This window comes from Paraburkholderia megapolitana, assembly GCF_007556815.1.
Classification (GTDB): domain Bacteria; phylum Pseudomonadota; class Gammaproteobacteria; order Burkholderiales; family Burkholderiaceae; genus Paraburkholderia; species Paraburkholderia megapolitana.
Window position 1 is genome coordinate 1,771,701 of the sequence record NZ_CP041743.1, and the last position, 26,628, is coordinate 1,798,328.

The following is a 26,628-nucleotide window of genomic DNA, read 5'->3' on the forward strand; positions in this document are numbered from 1 at the left end:
GGCACGCCCGCGGGCACGAGGCGTTGTTCGGCATCCATGATGTAGACCGTGGTGGTCGGAATCGGCCGGCCCACGTTCGACAGATTGCTGTCGATCTCGGCCTGACCGATGTGCTTGAACGTGACATGCACGCAAGTTTCGGTAATGCCGTACATGTTGATCAGCGCAACGTGGCCGTACGCGCGATGGAATGCGCGCAGCTTGCCCGGGTCCAGCCCTTCGCCGCCAAATACCACGTAACGCAGTGCGGGCAGCGGCCATTCCGCCTGGGCGACCGCGACGCCGCTGAGGTTATAGAAGGCCGACGGTGTCTGGTTGAGGACCGTGACGCCTTCCTGTTCGAGAAAATCGAGGAACAGCGCGGGGTCCTTGCGCACGGTGTCCGGCACGATCGCCACGCGACCGCCGTAGAGCAGGGCGCCGTACATCTCCCAGACGGAGAAATCGAATGCATACGAGTGGAACAGCGACCACACGTCGTCGGCATTGAACGTGAACTGCAACTTGTCGTTGTGCATGAGGCGCACGACGTTGCGGTGTTCGAGCAGGCTGCCCTTGGGCTGTCCCGTGGAGCCGGACGTGTAGATCACGTAGATCAGGTCGTCCGGCGAATTCAGATTGTCAGGATTGGTATCGGGCCAGCCGGCCAGACTACCGGCCGTGTCGCCGAGCGTGATGGTTTGCAGATCGCCGATGGGCAGATTGCCGGGCAGGTTCGGCGAGACGATCGCCTGACGCGCACCGCTGTCTTTGAGGATGTATTCGATCCGCTCCACCGGCGCATGCGGATCGATCGGTACATAGGCCGCACCGGCTTTCATGACGGCGAGAATCGCCACGATCATGTCCGGCGAACGATCGAGCAGCAGCACCACCAGTGCTTGCCGTTCGATGCCGGAGGCGCGCAGCCGATGCGCGAGCTGATTGGCCCGCGTATTCAGTTCGCGATAGCTGAGCTGTTCGTCGCCGTAGCTGACGGCAATGTGATGAGGCGTGCGTTCGGCCTGCTCTTCGAACAACTGATGCACGGTCCGTTCGTGCGGGTACGCCGCCGCACTGTCGTTCCACACGAGCAACTGGGTATCGCGTTCGGCGGGGCCGAGTAGCGGCACGCTGTCGATCGGCTGATCGGGGTTTGTTGCCAGCGCTTCTAGCAGCGTCAGGTAGTGGGCCATCATCTGTTCGATGAGCCACGCGTCGAAGAACAGTGCGTTGTAGACGAGCTTGCCGGCCCAGTGACGGTCCTGTGCATGGACGAACAGATGCAGGTCGTTCTTGCCGTAGCCGAGGTTGGTTTCGACTGCCGTTGCACTGAGTCCGCCTCCGGACAGCACTTGCGGCGCTGTGTCGTCGAACTGGAACAGGATGTCGAACAGCGCAGTGCGGCTCATGTCCTTGTCGGGTGCGAGCGCGAGCACCAACTGATCGAACTGCATGTCGCGATGTTCGAGCGCTTGCGATGTATTGCGCTGTACCTGGTCGAGCAATGCTTGCAGCGTGGTCGTCGCATCGACCTGACTGCGCGATACCAGCAGATTGGCGATTGGGCCGATCAGCGCGGCGATCGCGGCGCGTTCGCGGCACGGCGCGCTGAAGCCGACGACCAGTTCTTCGTGTCCGCTATAGCGGCGCAACAACGCATTGAAACCGGCGAACAGCACATCGGCGGCGCTGTGACCCGAGCGCGCCGCGACGGCGCGCAGCCGTTCGACCAGCGGCTCGCCGATGACGAACTCGTGGCGCGCTTCGGCGAACACGTGGATCGCCATGCGCGCTCGGTTCAGCGGCAACTCCATTGCTTGCAGCGGGCCGCGTAACTGCTGCGTCCAGTAGCCGCGCAGTGTCTGCACCGCTGCGGCGGGCAGGCGCCGCTGCCAGGCGGCGTAATCGAGGTACTGGACCGGCAGTTCCGGCAACACAGCCGCGCGACCGATCGTCTTCGCTGCATACAGCTCGAACAACTCGCTCGCGAGTAGCCGCATCGATACGCGATCGGCGATCAGGTGATGGGCCGTGATGGCCAGCACCGCATGCTGCGCGTTGATGCGGATCAACGCGGCGCGCAGCAACGGCTGGCTCGCGTTCATCGCGAACGGCTTGCGGGTTTCTTCGATTGCGCGGGCGAGTGCTTCTTCGCCATTGGCCGAAGATTCGCTCACGCTGAGACGCAACTCGGGATCGAACACCTGCCACGCCTGCTCGCCGTCGCTGTGCACGCGTGTGCGCAGCACTTCGTGGCGCGCGACGACGCTGTTCAATGCTGCTTCCAGCGACGCAACGTCGGCATCGCCCGACAGTTCGAGGATCAGCGGAATGTTGTGATAGACCGGGCTCGCGTCGTAGAGATAGCCGGTTTCGAACGTGTCGACGAACCAGATGCGTTCCTGATGCCACGCCAGCGGGATGCGCGCATCGGTGCGTGCTGTCGGCACGATGGCGGGCAGACCGTTCGCGAGATCGAAGGGGCCGGTTTGCGTCGATGCAACGACATCGGCAGCGGTATTGGTCGTGGCATTGAAAGCCGGCAGATCGGCGAGCCGCCCGTGCGGCGTGGCGAGCGCGGCGTCGAGCAGCGTAGCGAAATAGAGCGCCAGCTGTTCTATCGTGCGCGAATCGAACAGCGCGCTGTCGTATTCGAGCGCGCCACCGAACGTGTCACCGGTTTCGCCCAGCTCCAGCACGATGTCGCTCTTTGCCTGCCCGAGCCACAGCGACAGCGGTTCGCTGCGCAGACCGGGCAGCGTCGGGAGCGGTATCGGTGGGACCATCGAGAAGAGCGTCTGAAACAACGGCGTGCGGTCGCGTGCCTGCGGGCGATTCAGACTTTTCATCAAGCGGTCGAGCGGCACGCCGCCTTGCGCCATCGCTTCACGCCAGGTCTCGGCGGCGTTGCGCCACAGCGTGCGCATATCGGCGGCATCGTCGAACTGAAAGCGCAGCGCGGCCGTTTCAATGAAAAAGCCCACCGCACCATCGAGCGTTGCTTCGCCATGACCGGTGATCGGCACGCCGATCGCGAAATCGCGCTGCCCGCTCCAGCGGGCCAGCATCATGCCCCAGCCACCGAGCAGTACCGCGAACGGCGTGACGTTGCTCGCGCGCGCGGCCTGTTCGATGCGCTGCCGCAAGTTCGCATCGAAGCTCAGTTCGACACGCGCGCCGCGTGCCGCGCGCACGGCCGGTCGCGCATGATCGAGCGGCAATGCGAGGTCGGGCACATCGCGCAGACGTTGTTGCCAGAACGCGAGCCGTGCGTGCATAGCCGGTGTTTCGAGCTGCTCGCATTGCCACTCCGCGTAGTCGGCCATCTGCACACGCGGCGGCTTTGGCGCGGGCTGCGACGGGTCGAGGCGGTGCGTATAAGCCGTCGCGATATCGGTCAGCAACTGGACCAGCGAAGAGCCGTCGCAGACGATGTGGTGGATGCACAGGCTCAACAGCCAGTCATCGGCTTCGAGCCGCAGTAGTTGCACGCGTAACAACGGCGGATTGCGCAAATCGAAGTTGCGTTCAATTGCTTCGCGCGCCATGCGCAACGCGGTGGGCATGCGTTCCGCTGCCGGCAGCGCGCGCAGATCGTGTTCGACGAGGCCGATTTCCAGCTCGGGCTCGACAGCCTGCCAGGGCGTGCCGTCGATATCGATGAAGCCGGTGCGCAGACTTTCGTGCAGGTCCACGCAGTCGTTCAACGCGAGCTTGAGCGCCTGCGTCGACAGCGGGCCATGCAGTCGCAGGGCGCCCGCGATCAGGTAGTCCTGGCTGTTGCCGTCGTGCAGCTGCTCGAGCAGCCACAGCCGCTGTTGCGCCGGCGAGGCGCGGAACAGCAGGATGTCGTTCGTGGATACCGTTTCATCGATGCGAGCGCTCATTGGCTCACCTCGCTATTGGAAGACTCGATGGCCTGCACGCCCTCGAGGGCGGCATCGCGGCGCACGCGGCGTTGCGCGCGGGAGCGGATCGGGATGATGCCGGCGGACGCGGGCGCGCCACCGGCGGCGCGGGCACGCTCGGCTTCGATGGCGATGGCGAGGCTGCGCACGCTGGGCTCGGCGAGGAACTGCTTGAGCGGCAACTCGATCTGCCAGTGCTGGCGGACCCAGCTCACGAGCTTCGCTGCGGACAGCGACTGGCCGCCGGCGGCGAAGAAGTTCTCGGTCGTGCCGCCCGGTGCGAGTTGCAGTTCGCGATGTATGTAGTCGAGCAGTTCGCGTTCGAGCGGCGATGCATCCGACACCGCGGCCGGGACCGCTTCGGCCGGCCGAGGCAACGCCGCGCGATCGACCTTGCCGCTGCTCATGAGCGGCAGCTCCGGCAGATGCAGGTAGTGAGTGGGCACCATATAGGCCGGCAGCCTGCTGGCGAGGTAATCGCGCAACGCGGCGATCGGCGCGTTGGCTAGCACATCGCTCGGGACGTACCACGCGATCAGGGTCTGGTCCGCGAGCAGGTCGACCACGGCCGTGCCGATCTGCGGATGCGCGCGCAACGCGATTTCGATCTCGCCCAGCTCAAGGCGCTGACCGCGCAGTTTCACGAGACGATCCGCGCGACCGCGGTGGATCACTGCGCCATCCTCGCGCCAGCACGCGCGATCGCCGCTGCGGTAGATGCGCGCATCGGGCCGACCCAGCGGGTCCGTCGCGAACTGTTGTCGCGTCAACTCCGGGTCGCCGAGATAGCCGCGCGACAACTGTTCGCCGCCGATCAAAAGATCGCCTTCGATACCGACGCCGACCGGGCGATTGCGGCTGTCGACGATACGGAACCACGTGCCTTTCGGCGCGTAGCCGATCGGCACGTAGTGTTCGGTTTGTCCGGGCAGGCAATCGAACTGGCTGACGAGTATCGTCGTCTCGGTGGGACCGTACGCGTTGTGAAACTTGAGCGGCAGCCCGAGCGCGAGGACCGCATCGCGCAGATCGGCGGGCACGGTGTCGCCGCCGGCCAGCAGATGGCGCAGCGAACGGCATTCTTTCATTTCGGGTTGACGCACGATCAGCTCGAGCAGCGCCGGCACGAGAAACGCGAACGTGACCTGCTCGGCCACCATGAGCCTTGCCAGATACTGCGGATCGCTGTGCTGCTCCGGCGCCACGATGGCGACGCGGCCACCGCTCGCGAGCGGTAGACAGATTTCGAGCATCGCGACGTCGAACGTGGTCGGCGAACTGAGCAGCACCGTATCGCCGTGGCCGACCTCGTACTGGTCGATGTTCCACGCAAGCAGGCGCGCCAGACCGTCGCGCGTGCACTCGACGCCCTTGGGTACGCCGGTGCTGCCAGACGTATAGATCACGAAGGCGAGTTGCCCAGCGGTGCTCTGCAGCGGCTCGAAGTCTTCTTGTGCAACCGCGGCGGCGAGCGCGGACGGCGATTCGAGTGCGATGACCGGGATCTCGAGATCGATCAGGTCGGTTGCTGTGGCGGCCAAAGTGAGCACGACCGCCGGTTGCGCGGTTGCGAAGATCTGCGTGCGGCGCGCTTTCGGTTCGTCGCCGGAGATCGGCAGAATCGCTGCGCCGGCATAGAAGCAGGCCAGCACGGCGGTCACGAGTTCGGCCGAGCGCGGCAGCGCCGCTGCGACGATGCGCCCCGCGCCTGCGCCGTGAGCGTGCAGACGTTTTGCGAGGACGCGGGCAGCGCGATCGAGCGTCGCGTAGTCGTATTCGCGCTGCTGGTCGCGAATCGCGATGGCCTGCGGTGCGCGGGCCAGCTGCTCGCGGAACAACTGGACGAAGTCGGCGGCTGGCGGCGGCGCGACATCGGTGGCGAATGCTGCGAGGACCTTGTTCAGTTCCTCGGCGGGCAGTGCGACGGCGCGTTCCAACTCGAGATGCGGATCGGTAGCCACGCGGCCTGCCCAATCGAGCCAGCGTCGACCGATGCGCTCGATCTGTTCGCGCTCGTAGCGGTCGCTGCTGTAGTCGAGATCGAGCAGCCAGCCCTGGCGCGTTTGCAGCAGATTGATCGACAGTTCGAACTTCGCGCCGGCCACCGGCGCATCGAGCAGACGGGCGGGCAGCCCGGCGAATTCGGTGTGACGCGTGTGATCCATGTTGAAGATGACGTTCAGCGCGCCCGCCCGCTGTTCGTTGCCGAGCACCTGTTCGAGCAGACGCGAGACCGGATACGCCTGGTATTCGCCAAGTCCTTGCCACTGTGCATCGACCTCGCGCAGCAACGTGTCGAAGCGCATGCCGGTCTTGAGACGCGAGCGCCACGGCAGCACCTGCGCGGCCTGGCCGACCATCCGTTCGTGACCATGTTTGCGGCCATGAGCGCCGATGCCGATCAGCACATCGTCGCGATCGTATGACGCATGCAGCAGGCTCAGCGTCGTGGCCAGCGCGGCGGTGAAGATGGTGGTGCCGTGGCTGCCGGCGAGCTTGCCAAGGGCTGTGCTCACCTCTGCCGGTACTGGCAGCCGCACGCGTGCGCCTTGCCAGCGCGACTGTTGCATCGATCCGAGCGTGGACAGCGGCAGCGGGGCCGGTGCTTCGGCGATGCGCTGTTGCCAGAACGCGAGCGCCTGGGTGTCGTCGGCATCGGCAATCGCGCGTAGATGTTCGCGGAACGGCAGTGCTGCCGGCAGTTCGGCGTGCGGGTTCTGCAGCAAGGTCGACAGTTCTTCGACGACGAGTCCGAGCGAGATACCGTCGATCAGCGCATGGTGTGCGCGGATCGCGAGCACGCTGGGTCCGCTCGCCGGTTGCAGCAGGCCGACCTGTAGCGGACCGGTGCGACTGAGATCGAGCGGTTCGGCCTGGAAGGCAGTGAGCCAGGCATCGCGTTCGTCGCTCGTCTCGAGTCGCAGCGGCACCGGCAGCGAGGCATGTACGGTTTGCCGGTCGTTCTCGCCGTCGAGCGTGGTGCGCAGCGCTTCGTGGCGCTCAGCAAGGCGGCCTAGCGCGCGTTGCAGTGCGGCTGCATCGAGCCGGCCTTCGAGTTCCATGCTGACGGTTTCGACATACGCGAGCGCGCCGGCCGGATCGATCTGCGAGGCGATCCAGATCTGCTTTTGCTGGTCGGACAACGGCAGGTTCAGCGGCGAGTTCAGCGGTTGTGTTGGCACGGGTACTGCGGTGGCAGGCTTTGCGCCAGGCAAGTAGCCGCCTTCGCGCAGGGCTTCCACACCATCCATCGTGCGCTCGACGATTGCGTCGATCTCCGCTTCGCCGTGCGCGTCGCACAGGAAGCAGTTACGGCCTTCCCAGACGAACAGGCCGCGATACAGCAGGTGGTAGTACAGCAGGTCCAGGTTGCCCGCATGCTTGAAGCGGAACAACGAACCGAAGTGAGTCAGCGACAGCGGTGCGTCGATTGCGGAGAGGCGTCTATTGAGGCGCTCCGTGAGTTCGTGGGTGCGTTCGGTCAGGCTTTCCTGGAACGAAGGGCCGCGGCGCTTCAGTTCGGTAAGCACCGAGTGGCACAGCGCGAGACCGAGCGGATGATTGTTGAACGTGCCCGCGAAGAAGGTGATGTACGGATTCGGCGCCGACGTATCGCCAAACTGCCACTGTCCGCCGTCGATGCCATCGAGTAGATTGCCGCGCGCGGCGAGCGCCGCCATCGGCACGCCGCCACCGATCGTCTTGCCATACGTGGCGAGATCCGCTTCGACGCCGAAGATCTGCTGCGCACCGCCCGGTGCGGTGCGGAACCCCGTGATCATCTCGTCGAAAATCAGCAGGATGCCGTGGCGCTTCGTGAGTTCGCGCAGACGTTGCAGGAACTCGCGCGGCTGCATGCCGACGTTGCGGCTCTGCACCGGTTCGACGAGCACGGCGGCCAGCGTGTCGGCCTGGCGCGCGATCGCTTCGAGCGATTCGTCGCTGCCGTAGTCCAGCACGAGCAGGTCGTTGACGAAGCTCTGCGCAATGCCCGGCGCGGCCGGTTCGGTCTGGTCGCCGTACGCGCTGCGATCGCCGAGGAAGCCGTCGAAGTGCCCGTGATAGGACTTGCGGAACGTCGCGATGCGATCGCGCCCGCGCAGCAAACGCGCCAACCGCACGGCGGTCATGACCGACTCGCTGCCGGATTGACAGAACAGCACGCGATCCATGCCGCTCAGTTCGCAGATCATCTTCGCGCATTCGGCGGCGAGCGGCGAACGCGGTCCGAGCGCGATGCCGTTATCGATCTGTCGGTGTGCGGCCTGTTGCATGAACGGCGCGCCATGACCGAACAGATTCACGCCGAAATCCATCGAGATGTCGATGTATTCGTTGCCGTCGACGTCCCACAGCAGCGCCCCCTTCGAGCGCTCGCCGGTGATCGGGTAGAGCAGCTCCTTCATTGAAGGGCGGAAGCCAGCCGACGCGCGCACGTCGGCGAAGTGCTGGCGACGCAGCCCCGCGAGCCGTTTCGATTCCGCCGTGCGAGCGATATAGCGCTTCGCGAAGGCATCGAAATGGGCGGCCTGGCGTGGGTCGGAATGAGACGTGGCAGTGGCGGCGGCGGGTTGTGCGGTGGCTGCGATCGGTGTTGCAAGTTGCGGTGCGGGTGCAGGTGCGACTGCCGCTGCCACTGGTGCGACCTGCGCGAGATGAGGGTGTGACTGCTGCGGCGGCGGTACCGTGATCGTGTTGCTCACGCTCGCCACCGCTGGCGCGGCGGCCGCGCTGCCCGTCGTACCGAGCGCCGCCAGTTGCGCGCCGATCACGCTTTGCACCAAGGTCAGTTGTTGCTGGAACAGGCTTTCGATGCCGGTGGAATGTGCCAGTGCTACCGGTGCCGTTGGTGCTGCGACCAGCAACGGTGCAGCGGGCACCGCCGGTGCAGTGAATACCGCCGTTGGTACCGGTGCCACTGCTACCTGGGCGATGAGTGTCGGTGCCGGCGCCGGCACGCTCTGCGTCGCGAGAAACGCGCCCAGTCGATTGATCGTATTGAGCTCGCCGAGCAGTTCGCGGATACCGATCTTCACGCTATAGCGTGTCTGGATCGCACGCACCGCTTCGGCCAGTACCACCGAGTCAGCGCCCATTTCCACGAATGGCCGGTCGCCGGTTACGGCCTGTTCGGGTTCACCTAGCGCCTGAGCGACCTGTGTGCGGAGCTCGGCCTGGATCGTGGCGATGCGCGCGGACTCATCGGCGGCGACTGTCGGTTCTACGGCGTTGCGCCCGGAAACGGAAGTTGTCATGGGAGCGGATCTCGGCTGGACCAGTTTGTAGGTACTGCGTGCGAAGGACGAAGGCGATTGCGGCGTGCGACTACGGCGATAGGGGCGATCGAAGGCAACCCAGTCCACATCGATGCCGGCCGTGTACAGGGCGGCGGTACTGTCCAGCACACCCTGCCAGTCGTCCTCGCTACCGTTGAGGCTGCTGCACCACAGGGTGTCCGCGGGCGCCGCGCTGCTCTCGCCGAGCGTGCTTAGCACCGGACGCGGCCCCAGTTCGAGGAACGTGCGATGGCCCTGGGCGAGCAGCGTGGCGAGACCCTCGCGAAAGCGCACCGAGCCGCGTGCGTGACGTGCCCAATACGCGGCGTCCGGTGCGTGTTCGTGTGCCTGCGCGCTGAGATTGGAAATCACCGGTACGGCGGGCGCGCGCCAGCTCACCTGGGCGGCCAGCGCCTGCAACGGTTCGAGCACGCTGTCCATTAGCGGCGAATGGAAGGCGGCATTGGTGTCGAGCGCGCGGCTGCGAATCTTGCGCGCGGCGAGTTGCTGGACGACGCGCTCGATGGTGGTCGCGCTGCCGGCGAGCACGCAATTGCGCTCGCCGTTATCGACTGCGAGCGCAAGTTGCGTGGGCTCCGCTTCGACCAGATCGATGACACTGCTGGCGGGTGCTGCGACGGCCAGCATGCGACCTGCCGGCGCGTGTTCCTGCATCAGCGTGCCGCGTGCCGCGACCAGCGGCAGGATCTCGTCGATGTTGGCCATGCCGGAGATTGCGGCCGCGCTGTATTCACCGAGGCTGTGGCCGAGCATCGCGACGGGATGGATGCCCCAGTCCGCCCACAGTTGCGCCAGCGACCAGCTCAGTGCGACGGTGGCCGGTTGCGCGTAGCGGGTCTGTTGCAAGAGCACGCTGTTTTCTGCGTCGAACAGCAGACGCTGCAACGGCAGGTCGAGCGAAGGTTCGAGCAGCGCGGCGCAGCGGTCGATGGCCGCGCGGAATACCGGTTGCGTGCGATATAGCACAGCGCCTGCGCCGGGGCTGGGGTTGCCCTGGCCGGTCAACAGGAACACCACGCCTTGAGCGCGCGGTTTGCTGGCGGCGGGGGGAGTCGCCGCGAGTTGTTGCAACGCTTCGCGCAGGGACGCATGGCTGTCGACGTGTAGCGCGGCGCGTACCTGGTGCCGGGCGCGGCCTGCATTTGCGGCGAAGCAGATATCGGCTAGTGCCACTTGCGGTTCGCGCGCGAGGTCGGCGGCGGCGCGGCGTGCGAGGTCGGCGAGTTGTTCGCCGCTGCGCGCACTGAGCGCATAGAGATGGCGCGGCCGGTCAATCTCCGCGCGCGGCACGGCGACCTCGGGCGCTTCTTCGATGATCACGTGCGCGTTGGTGCCGGACAGACCGAAGGCCGACAAGCCGGCGCGACGCGGCCGTTGCTGGCGCGGCCATGCTGTGCTTGCACGCACCACCGACGCGACACTGCGCGCCCAGTCGACATGCGGGTTCAACGCGGCGATCGGTGGTTGCGGCGGCAGCGTTTGGGCCTGCAGCGACAGCACGATCTTGGCGAGCCCGCACAGTCCGGCGGCGGCCTCGGTGTGGCCGATGTTCGCTTTCACTGCACCGATGTGCAGCGGTGCCTGCCGGCTCGCTGTGCCGAATACCGACTGCAACGCGGACACTTCGATCGGATCGCCGAGGTCGGTACCGGTGCCGTGCGTTTCGACGTAGTCGATATCGTCGGGTTGCAGACCGGCGTTTTGCAGCGCGGTGCGGATGACCTGTTCCTGTGCAGATTTGCTCGGCACGGTGAGGCCGCCGCCGCTCGCGCCATCCTGGCTCAGCGCGGTGCCGCGAATCAACGCGTGGATGTGATAACCGTGACGTACCGCTTGCGAGAGCGGCATTAACACGGTCGCGACGCAGCCTTCGCCGTTGCCGAAACCGTCGGCGTTGGCGGCGAATGTCTTGCTGCGACCGTCGGGCGCGAGGGCGCCGATGCGCTGGAAATAGCGCCGCGCAAACGGCGCCAGAATCAGATGCGTGCCGCCGACAATCGCCATCTCGCACTCGCCGCCGCGTAGCGCGCGACACGCCAGATGCAGCGCGGTCAGCGACGACGAACAGGCGGTTTCGACTGTCATCGCCGGACCGCTGAGTCCGAGGTGATAGGAAAGCCGGCCAGCGGCAAACGCAGCGGCGTTGCCGGTGCCGAACAGGTTGTCGACGGCATCGAAGTTACCGCTCGCGAGCGGCAACTGTCCGTAGTCGCCTGAGCCGAGGCCGACGTAGACGCCGACGCGGGTGTTCTCGGCCGCGTCGCGCAGACGGTCGGGGGCGATCGCGGCTGATTCGAGCGCTTCCCACGCGACTTCGAGCAGCAATCGCTGCTGCGGATCGAGCGAGGTCGCTTCGCGGCGCGACAGTCGGAACAGCGGTGCGTCGAAATCGTGAACGGCGCGCAGGAAAGCACCTTGCAATCCCGCCAGGTCGCCGAACTCTTCGTGGCGTTCGGCGGGCAGGTTGCCCGTTGCAGGACGACCGGCGGCAAGCAGTTGCCAGAAGCCATCGAGGTCTTCGTTCGCGTCGGCTGTGCCGTTCGGCAGACGCGCGGCCAGCCCGACGATCGCGATCGGCTCCCTCGCCAGCACGTCGGCTTCCGCGCTGTGCTGACGCAGACGTGAGGCCGCGACCGCAAGCTGCATCGAGCTCAGCAAGGGCAAATCTGACATCAGGCGTCTCCCGTGGCTGTGATCAGTTCTTGCCAGGCTTCGGCGTCGTCGAGTCCCGCGATCAGGGACAGCAGTTCATGCACCGGCTGGTTGGCGAGCGTCGATGGCCGTGCGGTGGCGATGGCCGGTGACGACGCTGGCACTGCTCCGTGCGCGTGACCGGCGGTATCGGCGGCAGGCAGCAGCAGACCCAGCAGACGCGTGGCGAGGCTGCGTACCGAGGGTGTCTCCAGCGCGAGCGTGCTCGGCAGTTGCAAGCCGCTCGCGCGTTGCAGGTTGTCGTGGAATTCGAGTGCCATCAGCGAATCCATGCCTTGTTCCTGCAGACCCAGCACCGGATCGGGACGCTCGCCCGTCGGCAGATGCAGTACGCGTCCGAGGATTTCACCGATGCGTTGTTCAAGCAGATGAGTGCGCTGCGCAGTGGGCGCGTCGATGAGCCACTGGCGCCACGGCGCGCGTGCGGCATCCGATGCGACGGGTTTCGCGCTTACGGCTGCGACCGGCTCGAGCAATTCGCTGAGTAGCGGCGGCGGTGTGTCGCCCACGTGTCGCGCGATCTCTTTCCAGTCGACCGGCAGTGCCAGCAGATGATGGATGTCCTGAACCTGTTCGATCTGCCGCAGCACACCATCGACCTGCAATGGCTGCAGGCCGAGGCGCTGCCAGTAAGCGCGCAAGGCGGCAGGCGCAGTGGCTTCCATGCCGATACCGACGATCGGTGCCGGGCTCACCGCCAGCGCGACGTGGCCTTGACCGCGACGATGCGCGGCGACGGCGTCGAGCACCGCGTTGGCGGCGTTGTAGTTGCCGTTGCCGGGCAGGCCGAAGGTCGCGGCCGCCGACGAGATCAACATGAACAATGGCAGATCGCGCCCACGCAACGCATCGGCTAGCGTCAGCGCGGCGTCGGCTTTGCCACTCAACACTTTGGCGACCTGCTGCTCGGTCATCTGCGCGAGGAATGCGCCTTCGAATGCGCCGGCGGCATGGATCACACCGGCCAGCGAACCATCCAGTTGTTTCTCGGCAGTGACGAGCGCGGCGCGCAATGCATCGGCGTCGCCGACGTCGCAGAGGAAGCTCTCGACGCGGACCTGCTGCGCGCGCAGCGCTTCGATTCGTTGCAGCGCTGCCGCATCTGGAGTGCGGCGACCCAGCAAGGCAAGCCGACGCGCACCGCGCTCGACTAGCCAGCGCAGCAAATGCTCACCGAGTGCGCCGAAGGCACCGGTGACCAGGTACACGCCGTTGGCATCCAGTGGGGGAACGGCGATATCGGCGGCGACCGGTGCGCGCTGTAGTCGCGGTGCCCACCAGGCGCCATCGCGCGAGGCCAGTTCATGTTCTGCGCGAGGCGAACGTATCGCCTCGTACAGGAGCGCCGACGCTTCGCCGTGATCGGCGGTGCCGGGCAGGTCGATGCTGCCGCCGAGCAGATGCGGCGCTTCATTGGCCAGCGTACGCGCGATGCCGTGCAAAACAGCCTGCGCGGGATGGTCGAGCGTTGCGCGCGCAACGACTGCCTGGGACGCGCGGGTAGCGAACCACAACCGCATCGGTTGCTGGCCGCTCTCGATCAATGCCTGCACGGTCGCGAGGCCGCCGATGAACAGCGATTGCGCGCTGTCGTGGCTGCGGTTGTCGAGCGCATCGAGATGCAGCACGGCGCGCCACTGCGGACCCTGGGTGGCGAGCGCCCCGGCGACGGTTGCCTTGCGCGTGGCCAGATTACCTTCGACGCCGACTGTGACGACGTGGTCGCCGTCGGCTTCGATGCGCGTGCGCAGCTGTTCGGCCAGCTCGCCGCCGCCGACCAGTAGCCAGCGTTGCGCGTCGGTCGTGGCGACGGGTTGGGCATCGAGCTTCGGCAGTTCGCGCCACTGAATCCGATAGGCGTGCTGGTTGTGCGCGTTTGAATCCGTTGCTGTTGCGGGTTGCTCCTGAGCGATGAGGGGAGCGAACCAGCAGCGACGACGACGCCACGGATAGGCGGGCAGCTCGGTGAACTGCCCCTGCGGGTAGATACGCTCCCAGCGCAGATCGTGGCCGTGCACGTAAAGCAACGCGAGCGCCTGCGCTGGTTCGCGTGCATGCAGCACACGGATGCGCTCGGGCAGGCCAGCCGGTGCCTCGGCGGCTTGCAGCAGCAGGTCCCAGCGACCCGTGAGCTTGCTCACGGCCTGCTTGCCGGCACCCGCGGCGAGCACCATGCCGAGCGCGAAGCGACCGTCGTCGAGTGCGCTGTCGTCGGCGAGAATGGCCAGCTTGCGCGGTCCTGCCGCCGGGCGTTGACCTTGCCACAGCGCATCGTGGGTTTGACCGGCTGCCGCTGCGCGCAACGCGGCGACAAGGCTCGCGCGATCGCCCTGAGCGAAGAGCCGATGATCGAGATGATCGCGGTGACGTGCTGCGCTATAGCAGACGTCGTGCAATTCATTCGATGCGAGGCCCGCGATACGATCGGCATAACGTGCGGCAAGTTCGCGCAATGCCTCGGGATGTGCAGCGGAAAGCGGCAGCGACCAGATTTGGGCTTGCGCGCCGTCGAGCACCGCGTGCCCGTCGCGTTCGGGTTGCGCGGCGACCTGTTCGAGAATCACATGCGCGTTGCTGCCGCCGAAGCCGAAGCTGCTGACGCCGATATGCGCAGGCCGGTCTTGCGCAGACAACGGCGTCGTCGCTGTGGCGACCTGCAATCCGAGCGCATCGAGGTCGATCTCCGGATTCACGCGCTGAAAATTCAGGCTGGCCGGCAGGCGGCCTTCATCGAGTGCCACGGCTGCCTTCAACAGTCCGGCGATGCCGGCCGCCGACTCGAGATGACCGATATTGGTCTTGACCGATCCAACCAGCAGAGCGGACGCGCGTTTTGCCCGCAGCGCCTGAGCCAGTGCATGCGCTTCGATCGGATCGCCGAGCGGCGTACCTGTGCCGTGCAATTCGACAGCATCGATGTCGCTCGCCTGCAAGCCTGCATCGGCGAGTGCCGCTTCGATCACCGCCACCTGGGCGGGACCGCTCGGCGCGGTGAGGCCATTGCTGCGACCGTCCTGATTGGCGGCGCTGCCGGCAATCAGGGCGAGCACGGGGTGATGGTCGCGCGCGGCATCGGCGGCGCGTTTGAGTAGCACGATGGCGCCGCCTTCACCGCGGACATAACCGTCGGCACTCGCGTCGAAGGTCTTGCAGCGACCGTCCGGCGACAGCATCCGCGCGTTGGCGAATACTTCCATCAGGTCGCCGGCTAGCAGCAGGTTCACACCGCCGACGATCGCCAGATCGATCTCGCCCGCGCGCAACGCGCGTACCGCGAGGTGGGTCGCGTTCAGCGACGACGAGCAGGCCGTATCCAGCGCGAAGCTCGGACCGGCCAGATTGAGTACGTATGAGATGCGATTCGCGGCGATGCTCAGCGCATTGCCGGTACCCGAATACAGATCGAGGGTGCCGTTGCCGCCGACCTGCAGGCGACTGTAGTCGGATGTGGAGATGCCGATATAGACGCCGGTCCGGCTGCCGGCGAGATCCTTGCGCGGCAGACCAGCCGCATCGAGTGCTTCCACCACCAGCTCGAGCAACAGGCGCTGTTGCGGGTCCATCTGATCGGCTTCGCGCTGCGCGATGCCGAAGAACTCGGGATCGAAGCGCTCGACGTCGGCGAGCAAACCGGCGCGCTGTGCGCCGCGCGCGAGCCCCTGACGTGCGGCGGGAATCGTCGACACCGCCTCGCGCGCGTCGGCTAGCAACGCACGAAATGCGGCCAGATTTTCAGCGCCTGGAAATCTACAGGCAGCACCGATTATGGCGACCCGTGAAGGTCCGGATAATGGTAATGACATACCTGAATTGCCCCTTGCCGATCATGCGCAGACAGACATCCATGCAATGCTTTATATGCGGGGGGCATGCGTGGCTTTTGGGAACTGTCCCACACACAATTCCTGTTTAAAAACGCCACACCTCTAGCGGCCGGATAACAGGAACTGCGTCGCGATTCAATTGACAGCGGGGCCATTAGACGCGGCCTGGCGCGGGATGTCTGCCCCAGAAACGAGGGACATTGCCGCTTGACGGGCATTGGCGCTCAAGCGGGCGCGGTGGCGTTTGTCTTGAGAATGGGGTAAGGGCGAATCAACCCGAATGAGCAATCTGCTATTGCCGGAGTGGATTTATCGATGTCTGAATGGACGCGGTGAAATGCCGATCGAATTATTCGCCAGGGATTTCCCGAGATACAGATGCATACATGCATCTCGCATCGCAGCAGGCGATACACGCGAAAAACGCTGTCCCGTTCAAGTTGCATGGGAGGGCGAGTCGGCGCTATGAGATTTTCATCGTTCGGCGTATGTCGTGCAATTTATATGCGTATATGCATATAGTGCGTGAATATAGTACTTGTGCATGAGCATGTTTGCGGTGAATCCGACGACTTTCCGCGTGCGGAACGGTCATTCGCAAAGCGTCGTGCACCGTCGATTTCGCTAGCCGAAGGGTTAACCCCGCTTGGCGTTCCGCCCAAACGATCCTAACGTTGCATACATTGACCGAACGGCTGGACGGTTTATTAATGCCCCGGCCCGGTCGATCAGGCGGATGTGTTCCTTCAGATTACCGATCTCCTCTTCGTCACCGCGCAGCGATCCTGCTCATCCTGACGAAAGCAAAGAACTCGACTCTCCGGCCACGACGGAAATAAATAGGATTCCTACATCTGGAGCGATCAACGTGAAAAGCTGGATTGAAAGTAACGCCATGCGACTCGCCATCGCATTGGCCGTGGGCGGGTGCTTGCCCGCGTTCCTGGGTTATGGCAACGCGGAGGCCGCGGGATCGCTGGCGACGCCGGCGGCGTTGAAGTCGCTCGACTACGCGACACAGTGCACGAAAATCAACGGCCAGCAATTCAATGGCATTACGGTGACAACGAGTCTGCGCATTGCTGCGGCAGGCGGCAACCCTGCCTATTGCAAGATCTCCGCAACCGGCGCCGCGAATACCCAGCTCGACATCGAGGTCGATCTTCCCGACAACTGGTCGAACCGGTTGCTGCACCAGGGCGGTGGCGGTTTCGATGGGAGCATTCCAACTGTTGAAGCCACCTCTGCACAGTTCCCGTTGATCAAACCGCTCGCGCGTGGGATTGCCTATACCGCATCGAACGGTGGCAACCGCACCGGTAATCCTGCGGAACTACTGACGAATACGACCGAGCTGCAGGACTACGCGTATGCGTCGACCGGCATCACGGTTCACTTCGCCAAGGCCGTCATTCGCGCGTTCTATGGTTCGGCGCCGAGATATACGTACTTCAATGGCGCATCGAACGGTGGCCGCGAAGCCTATCTTGTCGCGCAGAATCTGCCGGGCGATTACGACGGCATCATCGCCGGCGATGAAAGCATGAACATGGGCACGCAGGTAGCAGCGATGCTACATACGGCAACGATTGCGGGTTCACCCGCCATGCCATCGAGTGCGCAATGGACCGCAGCCTACAGTGCGGCAGTCGCGCAATGCGGCAACGCCAACGGCGTGATCCTGAATCCTGCTGCCTGTACCTTCAGCCCAGTGGCCCTGCAGTGCGGCGCGTCGGGTGCGCCTGCGGCAACGTGTCTTTCGCCCGCACAGGTACAGACCGTGCAGCGCCTGCTTGCTCCCTTGTCGACAAGCAGTGGCCAGTTGCTTTTTGCCGGCTATAACTGGGCGGATTTCGGCTCGATGTTCGGTGTCGGTGCATACGGCGGACTGGGTGGTGGCTTTGCAGCGATCGGTACCGGCAACGTGGAATGGCTGTTTCCGCCGACGGTACCCGGCAGTCTGCAAGCGAACTTCAATGTTGACGCGTCCTATCCAATCATCGCAGCGGGGCTGCAAAACATTGGCGCCGATCACCACCTGCCGGCTATCGCGCAATATCTGATGGCGGGTAAAAAGATGATCTCGTTCAACGGTGCCGCCGATCCGCTGATTTCCCCGCGCGACCATCTGCGCAACTGGAAAACCGTGGTACAGCTTGCCGGCTTCGCCGGGAGCAATGCGCGCTTCTATCTGGAGCCGGGCGTGGGTCACGTGCTCGGCGGCAACGGTCCCGATCAGACCGACTATCTCGGGGCGATGATTGCGTGGGTCGAGTACGACATCCCGCCGGGGCAACTGCTGCTCGTGAAATTCGACACCAATGGCAAGGTGACGTCGTCGCTGCCGGACTGCCCGTATCCGTTCGTGCCGCACTATCTGGGCGCCGGCGATGTGAATGCGGCGTCCAGCTATATCTGCGTGCCGGGCTAAACGGGCGTGGCTGTGACGGTCCCACGGCGGCGCAACCGAGCCTCAACCTGATGCTCCTAGCGCTGCCACTTCGAATCTGCGCATCCTGCAACCAGCGCATCGAGCAGATGACGCACGGCCGGAACCATGCCCCGACGTGAGGGGAAGATCGCGTGGACGAGGCCAGGCGTAGTGGCGAGATCTGGTAGCAGGTGCTGCAGCCGGCCGGCCTCGAGGTCGGCCTCCACCAGTTCCCTCGGCAGCAAGGCCACGCCGACGCCAGATAGCGCCGCGACCCGAAGGCTGGCCAGGTCGTCGGTCGCGAGGCGGGGCCGATGCACCCATGACGTCACGCGCCCTTCGGTGTCGACCAGATTCCAGACAAATCGCTCGCTGCTGCTCGCCATCGAAAGCGTGGGCCAGCTCTGCACGGATTCGACGGAACTGGGCGGCGCATGGCGTGCTGCCAGTGCGGGGCTGGCCACCAAAATGCGGATCGACAGACCCAACTGACGGACGGCAAGATCGGTGTTCTCCAGCGGAGGAAGCCTGACCCGGATGGCAAAGTCCAGGCTTTCCTCCACGACATCCACGCGGCGATTGGTTGCATCCAGCAGAACCTGGACATCGGGGTGGTCCTCGACGTAGCGCGCGATGATCCTGGAGATGCCCGACTCGAGCAGAGCCACGGGACAGGCGATGCGCACGGTCCCCTGTGGCGTGGACCGGGTCCGGTCCACGATATCCCGGGCGGCCTTTGCTTCCGCCACCAGCGCGAGGCAATGCTGATGGAACTGCCGCCCGGTTTCCGTCAAAGACAGGCTCCGGCTCGTGCGATTGAGCAACCGGACGCCGAGCTCTTCTTCCAGCGCCCGAATCCGCCGACTCAGTTTCGAGGTCTGCAGACCGAGACTGCGCGCGGCCGCCGTGTAGCTTCCATGCTCGACCACCTCTGAGAAGAGCCAAAGATCGTTGAGGTCGGTGATTGCGTTCATGGATGGCTTTCCCTCCTTTTTATCGTTCTATCCAGAGCAATAATGCGTTCCGATATGGCATCTAGGCGTAACGTCGTTGCGAATATAGCATTCGTTCCATCGATTCCACCAGTGCCGGATTCGGCAGGTGGCCCAGGTGACCCAGGTGGCAAGCATCGCGCTGGCGATGACAGGAAAACGGAGGCGGACATGCTCACACATCGGCGTTGGGAATCGTTGGACCGGGCGGATCTCGGCTGGCTGCGCGCGAAACATCATTTCGCGGTCAGCGCCGACGGCAATCCCGCGCATGGCGCGCTCGGCCCGCTGATTGTCTGGAACGACGACGAGATCGCCGTGGGCAGTGGTTTCCCGATGCACGGGCACCGCGACATGGAGATCGTCACGTATGTCCGTCAGGGCCTGCTCGGTCATCGAGACACGCTGGGGTCCGAAGGTGCGATCCGCGCAGGTGACGTTCAGGTCATGAGCGCCGGCACCGGCATCCGTCACGCCGAGTTCAACCGCGGTGACGCGCCGCTCAAGCTGTTTCAGATCTGGCTGCTGCCTCGTGAGGCCGGTGGCGAACCCGCATGGGGTACCCGGCCGTTTCCGAAACGCGATCGGTCGGGGCGCTTCGTCGTTCTTGCCAGCGGGTTCGACGGCGACGAAGGGGCGCTTCCTGTTCGCGCCGATGCGCGGGTGCTGGGTGCGCTGCTAAAGGCAGGCGAAAGCGTTCGATACGCGTTCGGTTCAGCGCACCGTGCCTATCTCGTCGTGGCCTCGGGACGTATTGAAGTCGATGGCGAACTGGTTGGGCCGCTCGACGGCGTGGCGATCACGCATGTCGCTGCGGCACAGATTTCCGCTCTTGAAGATTCCGAGCTGGTGATGGTGGACGCCGGCTAATTCCTCTTTCGTATTCCACCTCTGCAAATTCATTCAAGGAGATTGTGATGGAACGCTTCAAATTTATTCCGTTGTTAGGTCGTATTTTGATCGGTGGGCCGTTTGTCATGAGCGGGCTCGGCAAGCTCGCAGCGTATGGGGCGACGGTCGGCTACATTGCGGCCATGGGTCTGCCCGTGCCGCCGCTCGCGTTTGTCCTTGCCGTGCTGACCGAACTGGGTGGCGGCTTGCTGCTGCTGTCCGGCTATCGGGCTCGCGCCGTATCGCTGGGGATGGCGGTGTTTTGTCTGGTCACCGCGATGGTGTTTCACCACAACTTCGCCGATCAAAACCAGATGATTCACTTCCTCAAGAACGTGATGATGGCGGGCGGCCTTCTGCAGATCACGTGGTTTGGCGCCGGCGCATTCAGTCTCGATGCGCTCACCGGTCGGGTGGCTTCCCGTGTCTCGGCTCTGCGCGCGAGCTAGGCGGATGGGTGCGTCGAGGCGATCGCTTGCCTGAGCTGGTGTGCGATCGACTCGTCGCGCGATTGCAGGAGAGTCCCCGTGGGAGTCGACATCACATACGTTGCCAAAGGCGTTGCGTGAGGTCGGTCAAAAATGACTTGTTTAGGTAGTCATTTTTGCTATGATTGTGACTATGGACAAATGACCATAGGCAAATTATGAATCACAATCAGGTTTCCAAGTCCGAATTCAAGGCGAAAGCGCTTGAGTTCTTCCGGCAAATCGAGTCGTCGGGCGAAAGCGTCATCGTGACCGATCACGGCAAGCCCGTGCTCGAAGTCCGGCCGTTCGGGGGCATCGAGCGCAGTCCCCTGGATGTGCTGCGGGGTTCGGTTGTGCGCTACGACAATCCAACCGATCCGGTCGCGGAAGGTGATTGGGAGGCAGCGCAGTGATCGTGCTGGATACGCATGCGCTGGTGTGGTGGGTGACGGCTGACCCGACGCTGAGCAAGAAAGCGAGAGCCGCTATTGACCGGGAACTTGCCGGCGGCGAGATCATCGTTTCGGCAATCTCGGCTTGGGAGATCGCCATGCTCGTCGATCGGGAGAAGCTTGTCCTGTCGATGGACGTGGCGAGTTGGCTCGCAACGGTATCTGCCATCGAGGCCGTGCGCTTCATCCCGATCGATCCTGAAACGGCAGTCAAATCGGTCGAGTTACCGGGCGAGTTTCACAAAGACCCCGCTGACCGGATGATCGTTGCGCTCGCACGTAAGTTTTCGGTCCCGCTTGTGACCAAAGACGAAAAAATACGGGCCTATGCCCATGTCAAAACGATCTGGTAACAGGAAAACGAGAGAAGCAAGACGTCTGATTTCAATTTCGCCTTTCAGCACGTAATGTTGCTCATCGAAGGTGCGATCGACTCGTCGCGATGTTGCGCGGTTGCAGGAGAGTACCTGTGGGAGCAGATATGGTGGCGTGGCTATTCCAGCCATTGGCTCCGGTACTTTCTCACCACGCCGATAGCTTGACTCTCTGTTGCCGCAGGAAGTACGCCGCGTGCGAATCCTTTTCATCGAGGATTGCCGCCAGCACCTTTGCGCCAGTCACTTCCGTCTCGTCGTCCGACGTGATCTGTACCCGCCCGATGGCACGTTGAACTACGCGCTGGAAACCATACGCGGTCTGGACATCGACCTCGTCCGTTCCCGGAGCGACCGGTACGTTGTCACGAAGAAATTCCTGTAAGTTCTGACGCAGATTTTCGATGTTGACCGCGTGCCTGCGCAGCACCCCCATTACCGTGGGATTGTCCAGCAGGGCCAGTAAAAGATGTTCGACCGTGATGAACTCATGCCGTGCCGCGCTCGCTTTCACGAACGCCAGGTGCAGGCTGGTTTCCAGATCACGCGAGAGCATACGTTCTCCACTACGAGTGACAAGCTTGCGCTTATTTTCTGCCTCTTGTTGTTCTGGCTTCGCGCCTTAAATCCTTCAACCCCGCACACACCGAAACCCCGCATAAACATGCTGATAATGCGCCTGAAACCAGTTGCGGAACGACGGCCTCAGCATGGACAACGCGGTACGCGCAGAGCCGCCTTTAAGCACGTAATGCTGCCCATCGAAGAAATTCGCCGAGTAGCCGAGATAGAACGGAAACGCTTCGAAGCCCGGTAGCGCGTCGAACTGCGTCGCGGTCCATTCCCAGCCGTTGCCGAACTGGCCTTCAACACCGAATGCACTGACGTTGTCGGGATGGGCATCGACCGGCTGCGGGTTCCAGTTGCGAAAATCGAAGTTACCCGAGACGCCTTGCGGTGCACCGTGCGCGGCGCGCTGCCATTGCGCCTCGGTCGGCAATGACTTGCCGGCCCAGCGCGCGTACGCACTGGCTTCCGCGTGGCTGACATAGACCGGCCAGTCGAGCGGCAACGGGATATCGTCGAACATCGTGCGCAGCGTCCACGCGTTGCCATCAGCGCTGTCGTCATGACCACGCGACCAGACCACCGGATGTTCGATCTGTTCCGCTTCCCGCCACGCCCAGTCCGCGTCGTTCCACCATGCACGCTCGCGATAACCGCCCGCATCGATGAAGTCGCGATACTCGCCGTTCGTCACCATATACCGGTCGATCTCGAACTCCGGCACATCGACGCGCAGCTCGCCGAATTCGTTGTCCCAACCGAACTGTCCACTTTCCTTCGCGATACCGAGCACGGTCGGACCCGCGGGCACGCTCATCATCGCTGGCGCGGCGAGTGCGCGCACGGCGTCGCGTGCCTGAGCCGGCGATGCATTGCGACCGGACAACGGCGCCGCTTTCTGCGCAAGCGGCAACTGATGCAGCATGTAAGCGAGCGTTTCCGCATGCATCAAGCGGTGCTCGATCGCCACGTTCAGCAATTGCGCGGGCGAACCGGTCGCCATGCCGTCGCGCTCGAAATCGATTGTGGCGAGCGCCTGATCGATCTGCGTGCGGGCGCGTTCTGCGTAGTCGCGCACGATGTCGAACGTGGGCCAGTCGGCCGGCTGGTCGGTCGGGAAACCTTCGTCGACGGGATCGATGCCGAACGCGAACAGCGCGTCGAGCGACGGCGCGAAGGCGGGCAGAGCGCACAGGCGTTCGGCGAACAGATTGCGGTCGAACGCTTCGAGGTGGCCGACGTAGAACACGATGCGATGACGCTCGCGAATCGGCCGGTCATAGAGGAATTCGGGTTTGACGACGGCAAACAGCGCGTCGGTCACATTACGGGCTTCGATCAGGCGTTGGATGAGCGGATGCTGGACGGCAAGGTCGCGTTTCATGTCGCCGGGTCTCCTTGCGGGGGGACGGTTTTCAACTTTACCTTTTTTGCAGAAGACGTGCCCGGGGGCGACACCTTTGCCGGGTATTCGAACGAGCGCATTCCGTATGTCGATCTGTCCACGCGTTTGAAATTCTGACAGGGTCAGTCTGTCTTGTCGTCGTCATGACCGGCTGCCGACGGGATCAACAGCACCGGTAACGTGGCCTGGCGCACACAACGCTCCGCGACGCTGCCGAGTATCAGCCGCTGGAAGCCGCGCCGGCCGTGCGTGCCCATCACGAGCAGGTCCGCCTTGAAGGCTTCGGCGGCTTTTAGTACGAGCGTGGGTACGTCGTCGAGCGACGAAGCCTGGGCCGTGGCGAGATCGCCGGCAACGCCGTGCTCGCGCATGACCTTCGTCAAGTCGTCGGCGAGTTCCTTGCCTTGCTCGACTAGCTGGTTGTGCAGCACCGAGGGATCGTAGCCGGGTGCTTCGTAATACATCGGTGTGTTCTCGATCACGTAGAACGGCTGCAGTACCGCGCCAGGTGCACTCGCCAGCGCGAGCGCGGCGTCGAACGCGCGGCGCGAAGTATGGCTGCCGTCGACGGCTACGAGGATGCGTGTGTACATGAAAGACTCCGCGTCGAAAGGGAAAGCTGAAAATCCGCAGACGATCCTGCGTGGCGTGCGGCCAATATCAGCTTAGATGATTGCCGACGGGCGCGCAGCGTGCCGCGCACGGGATGTCAAACGTTTGCTTAGCAAATTTTCCGGCGCCCCCGCGGTACCGCGCAGGGCTTGCTGCGACTGGCTCTTGCGCATATCGACAGGATTAACTGAAGCAGTTCTCGACGGGAAATCGGGCCGGTTTGCCTTACAATCCAAACCTATTCAGACAAGCTGATTCCCGTCGACGATGAACGAGCGCAAATCGTTGGGCCTGCCCGACAAGATTTACAGCGACATCCTCAATCGAATTCTCGAAGGCGAGTACAAGGAGGGTGGCCGTCTGCCCACCGAGCACGCGCTGGCCGAACGTTTCGATACCTCCCGGCCGACCGTGCGCGAAGCGCTGGCGCGCTTGCGCGCCGACGGCATCATCGTGACGCGGCACGGTTCGGGTACGACGGTCGCGCGTCGCCCCGATCCGGATGTGCGGCGCTTTGCCCCGCTTGAAACGCTGTCCGACATCCGCCGTTGCTACGAATTTCGCATCGTCACCGAGGCCGGCGCGGCCGCGCTAGCCGCCCAGCAAGCGGAGGCCGACGATATCGCGGCGATCCAGCACGCGTGGGACGAACTCGAGCGGATCATCGAGACCCAGGGCATCGGAGCCAAGGATGACTTCGCGTTTCATCTGGCCGTGGCCCGCGCATCGAAGAACCCGTTTTTCATCACCGTGATGTCGTTCATCGAAGAGCAGATCGTGTTCAGCATGAACCTGTCGCGCAACCTGTCGCTGGTGAAAACCGTCGAGCGACAACGGCTCGTGCAGGCCGAACATCTCGCGGTACTCGACGCGATCCGTGCCAGAGATTCCGTTGCGGCAGGCCACGCGATGCGCGTTCACCTCGAAAACGCACGCGACAGGATGTTCGGCTCGTAGCCGCACGTTCTTTCTGTGCGCGGCGAGCCGTGAGGCTGTCGGTAGCGCATCCGGTATCTGCATCTCCCAGGCTCGACCCACCTTCCGTTTTTATCCGTTCTCGCGCCTCGCGCCAGGTTTGTCCCCCGTGAATCCTTCCCGCCCCCTGCCTTTTCGCGACGCGCTACTGGCCATGCTCGGCATCGGCCTTGTCAACATGCTGGTCGCGCTCGACCAGACCGTGGTCAGCACGGCACTTCCGTCGATCGTCTCCGAACTGCAGGGCTTCGAGTACTACGCATGGATCGCTAGCGCGTATCTGCTTGCATCGGTGGTCACGGTGCCGGTGTTCGGACGGCTCGGCGATTACTTCGGCCGCAAGCGCTTCGTTATCGCCGCGGTGATCGTGTTCACCGCGGCGTCGGTGCTGTGCGGCGTCGCGACCAGCATGCCGTTTCTGGCAATCGCGCGCGGCCTGCAGGGCGTGGGCGGCGGCATGATGGTCGGCACTGCGTTCGCGTCGATTCCGGATCTGTTTCCCGATCCGCGCGCCCGCGTGCGCTGGCAGGTCGTGATGGCCGCGGCCTATGGCATCGGCACGGCGGCCGGGCCATCGCTGGGCGGCTGGTTGAGCCAGCACTTCGGCTGGCGCTCGACGTTTCTCGTCAACCTGCCGGTCGGCGCACTTGCGCTGTACTTCATCTGGGCGCATCTGCCGGCTTACCGGCGCGTGGGCGGCGGCGAGGTGCGGATCGACTGGACCGGCGCGGCGCTCGTCGCGCTCGTGCTGGGCGGCTTGCAGACTTTCATCGAGGCTGTGCCAAAAGATGGCCTGACCACGGGCAACCTCGTGCTGGCTGCGCTGGTCGGGCTCGGTGCGATTGCGTTTCTCGTCTGCGAGCGGCGCGCCACGCATCCGATCGTGCCGCTCGATCTGTTCCGCGACCCGCAACTGGTCACGCTGTTCACGTTGTCGCTGCTGTCGGGCTTCGTGATGTTCTCGCTGATTTTCTTCGCGCCGCTGCTGCTGCAAGGCGGTTTCGGACTGTCGCCGCAAGAAGCCGGCCTGCTCGCGACGCCGATTGCGGCGTGTATTGCGCTCGGTAGCCTGATCAACACGCGCATCGTGATCCATCTGTCGAAGCCGACGTTGATTCTTTCGATTGGCTTTGCGTTACTCGTGGCCGCGTCGGTCGGTATTGCGCTCGCCACGCCGACTACCCGGCACCTGTGGCTGGAACTCGCGATGGGGGCGGTCGGTATCGGGCTCGGCTTCATCCTGAACAACCTGAACGTGTTCGGCCAGGAGATCGCGGGGCGCGAGCGCTTCGGTATCACGACGGCGCTGCTGCAATCGACCCGGATGGTCGGGGGCATGCTCGGCACGAGCGTCGTGGCGACGATCGTGAATCGCCGTTATGCCGCGGGTGTCGCGGATTCATTGCGGGTGCTGGGCGAACCGGTTGCGTCGGCGTGGCTGCCGAAGCTCGCCGATCCGCGCATCCTGATCGACCCGGCGCTGCGCGACGCGTTGCTTGCCGAACTGGCGCGGGCACGGCTCGACGGTCCAGCGCTCGTCGAAGCGGCCCGGCAGGTGCTGGTGCAATCGATACACATCGGTGTGCTGCTGACAGGCGTTGCCGCGCTGGCGGCGGCGCTGATGGTGCGCCGGATTGCCAGCATTACGTTTCGGCGGCAGTGAGGCTGGGGAGCGAAGCGGGGTGAACCGCAACGTGTCTTTTGCGCGTGGATTGCTTCTGATGGCGCTGACTGGC

The 26,628-nt window shown here is 64.2% G+C and carries 13 protein-coding genes and 1 pseudogene (1 of these 14 cut by a window edge); 7 read left to right on the top strand and 7 right to left on the bottom strand.

Features of this window, described 5'->3' with window-relative positions; genetic code table 11:
* The 3 genes in view from FNZ07_RS07450 to FNZ07_RS07460 are tightly spaced (each overlapping or abutting the next) and all read right to left on the bottom strand, a layout consistent with a single transcriptional unit that may run on beyond the window.
* Positions 1–3,869, bottom strand: partial view of a non-ribosomal peptide synthetase gene (locus FNZ07_RS07450; RefSeq protein ID WP_091015044.1) — the 5' portion only. Its footprint begins 7,363 nt before the window's first position; 3,869 of the gene's 11,232 nt are visible here — the first part of the coding sequence; its start codon is at positions 3,867–3,869; its stop codon lies beyond the left edge, outside the window.
* On the bottom strand, positions 3,866–11,860 hold the full coding sequence (locus FNZ07_RS07455; protein WP_091015046.1) for a hybrid non-ribosomal peptide synthetase/type I polyketide synthase: 7,995 nt from the start codon (positions 11,858–11,860) through the stop codon (positions 3,866–3,868). The genes FNZ07_RS07450 and FNZ07_RS07455 overlap by 4 nt, the downstream gene beginning before the upstream one ends.
* Positions 11,860–15,702 carry an SDR family NAD(P)-dependent oxidoreductase gene (locus FNZ07_RS07460; RefSeq protein WP_091015048.1) on the bottom strand — a complete coding sequence of 1,281 codons (3,843 nt, stop codon included), beginning with the start codon at positions 15,700–15,702 and terminating at the stop codon, positions 11,860–11,862. Before FNZ07_RS07460 ends, FNZ07_RS07455 begins: the two co-directional genes overlap by 1 nt.
* A gap of 889 nt (positions 15,703–16,591) precedes the next feature.
* On the opposite strand from FNZ07_RS07460, the gene FNZ07_RS07465 reads away from it, so the two are divergent.
* Positions 16,592–18,154, top strand: coding sequence for a tannase/feruloyl esterase family alpha/beta hydrolase (locus FNZ07_RS07465; RefSeq protein WP_170275685.1), 1,563 nt, complete (start codon positions 16,592–16,594; stop codon positions 18,152–18,154).
* Between the two features lie 56 nt (positions 18,155–18,210).
* On the opposite strand, the gene FNZ07_RS07470 is transcribed toward FNZ07_RS07465, so the two are convergent.
* Entirely contained in the window at positions 18,211–19,128 is a 918-nt protein-coding gene (locus FNZ07_RS07470) for a LysR substrate-binding domain-containing protein (RefSeq protein WP_091015054.1), read from the bottom strand.
* A gap of 189 nt (positions 19,129–19,317) precedes the next feature.
* On the opposite strand from FNZ07_RS07470, the gene FNZ07_RS07475 reads away from it, so the two are divergent.
* From FNZ07_RS07475 to FNZ07_RS07490, 4 genes are all read left to right on the top strand, one after another.
* Positions 19,318–20,016: a pirin family protein gene (locus FNZ07_RS07475; RefSeq protein WP_091015056.1), complete on the top strand. Its 699-nt coding sequence runs from the start codon at positions 19,318–19,320 to the stop codon at positions 20,014–20,016.
* Between the two features lie 47 nt (positions 20,017–20,063).
* A complete protein-coding gene (locus FNZ07_RS07480) occupies positions 20,064–20,486 on the top strand; it encodes a DoxX family protein (RefSeq protein WP_091015058.1) in 423 nt (140 codons plus the stop codon).
* 194 nt (positions 20,487–20,680) lie between these two features.
* A complete protein-coding gene (locus tag FNZ07_RS07485) occupies positions 20,681–20,920 on the top strand; it encodes a type II toxin-antitoxin system Phd/YefM family antitoxin (RefSeq protein ID WP_211367909.1) in 240 nt (79 codons plus the stop codon).
* A complete protein-coding gene (locus tag FNZ07_RS07490) occupies positions 20,917–21,312 on the top strand; it encodes a type II toxin-antitoxin system VapC family toxin (RefSeq protein ID WP_091015062.1) in 396 nt (131 codons plus the stop codon). Before FNZ07_RS07485 ends, FNZ07_RS07490 begins: the two co-directional genes overlap by 4 nt.
* Positions 21,313–21,499: 187 nt before the next feature.
* Here the strand turns inward: FNZ07_RS07490 and FNZ07_RS07495 are convergent.
* The 3 genes and pseudogenes from FNZ07_RS07495 to FNZ07_RS07505 all read right to left on the bottom strand — a co-directional run.
* Positions 21,500–21,889, bottom strand: a pseudogene (locus tag FNZ07_RS07495) (Clp protease N-terminal domain-containing protein); the annotation flags it as partial.
* Positions 21,890–21,964: 75 nt separating this feature from the next.
* Positions 21,965–23,284, bottom strand: coding sequence for an SUMF1/EgtB/PvdO family nonheme iron enzyme (locus FNZ07_RS07500; protein WP_091015068.1), 1,320 nt, complete (start codon positions 23,282–23,284; stop codon positions 21,965–21,967).
* A gap of 143 nt (positions 23,285–23,427) precedes the next feature.
* Complete coding sequence (locus tag FNZ07_RS07505; RefSeq protein ID WP_091015070.1) at positions 23,428–23,898, bottom strand: universal stress protein; 471 nt, start codon at positions 23,896–23,898, stop codon at positions 23,428–23,430.
* A gap of 286 nt (positions 23,899–24,184) precedes the next feature.
* Between FNZ07_RS07505 and FNZ07_RS07510 the strand changes: the two genes are divergently transcribed.
* Positions 24,185–24,874, top strand: coding sequence for a FadR/GntR family transcriptional regulator (locus FNZ07_RS07510; RefSeq protein ID WP_091015072.1), 690 nt, complete (start codon positions 24,185–24,187; stop codon positions 24,872–24,874).
* 172 nt (positions 24,875–25,046) lie between these two features.
* Positions 25,047–26,555, top strand: a complete 1,509-nt coding sequence (locus FNZ07_RS07515; RefSeq protein ID WP_091015074.1) for an MFS transporter — start codon at positions 25,047–25,049, stop codon at positions 26,553–26,555.
* Positions 26,556–26,628: the final 73 nt, after the last annotated feature.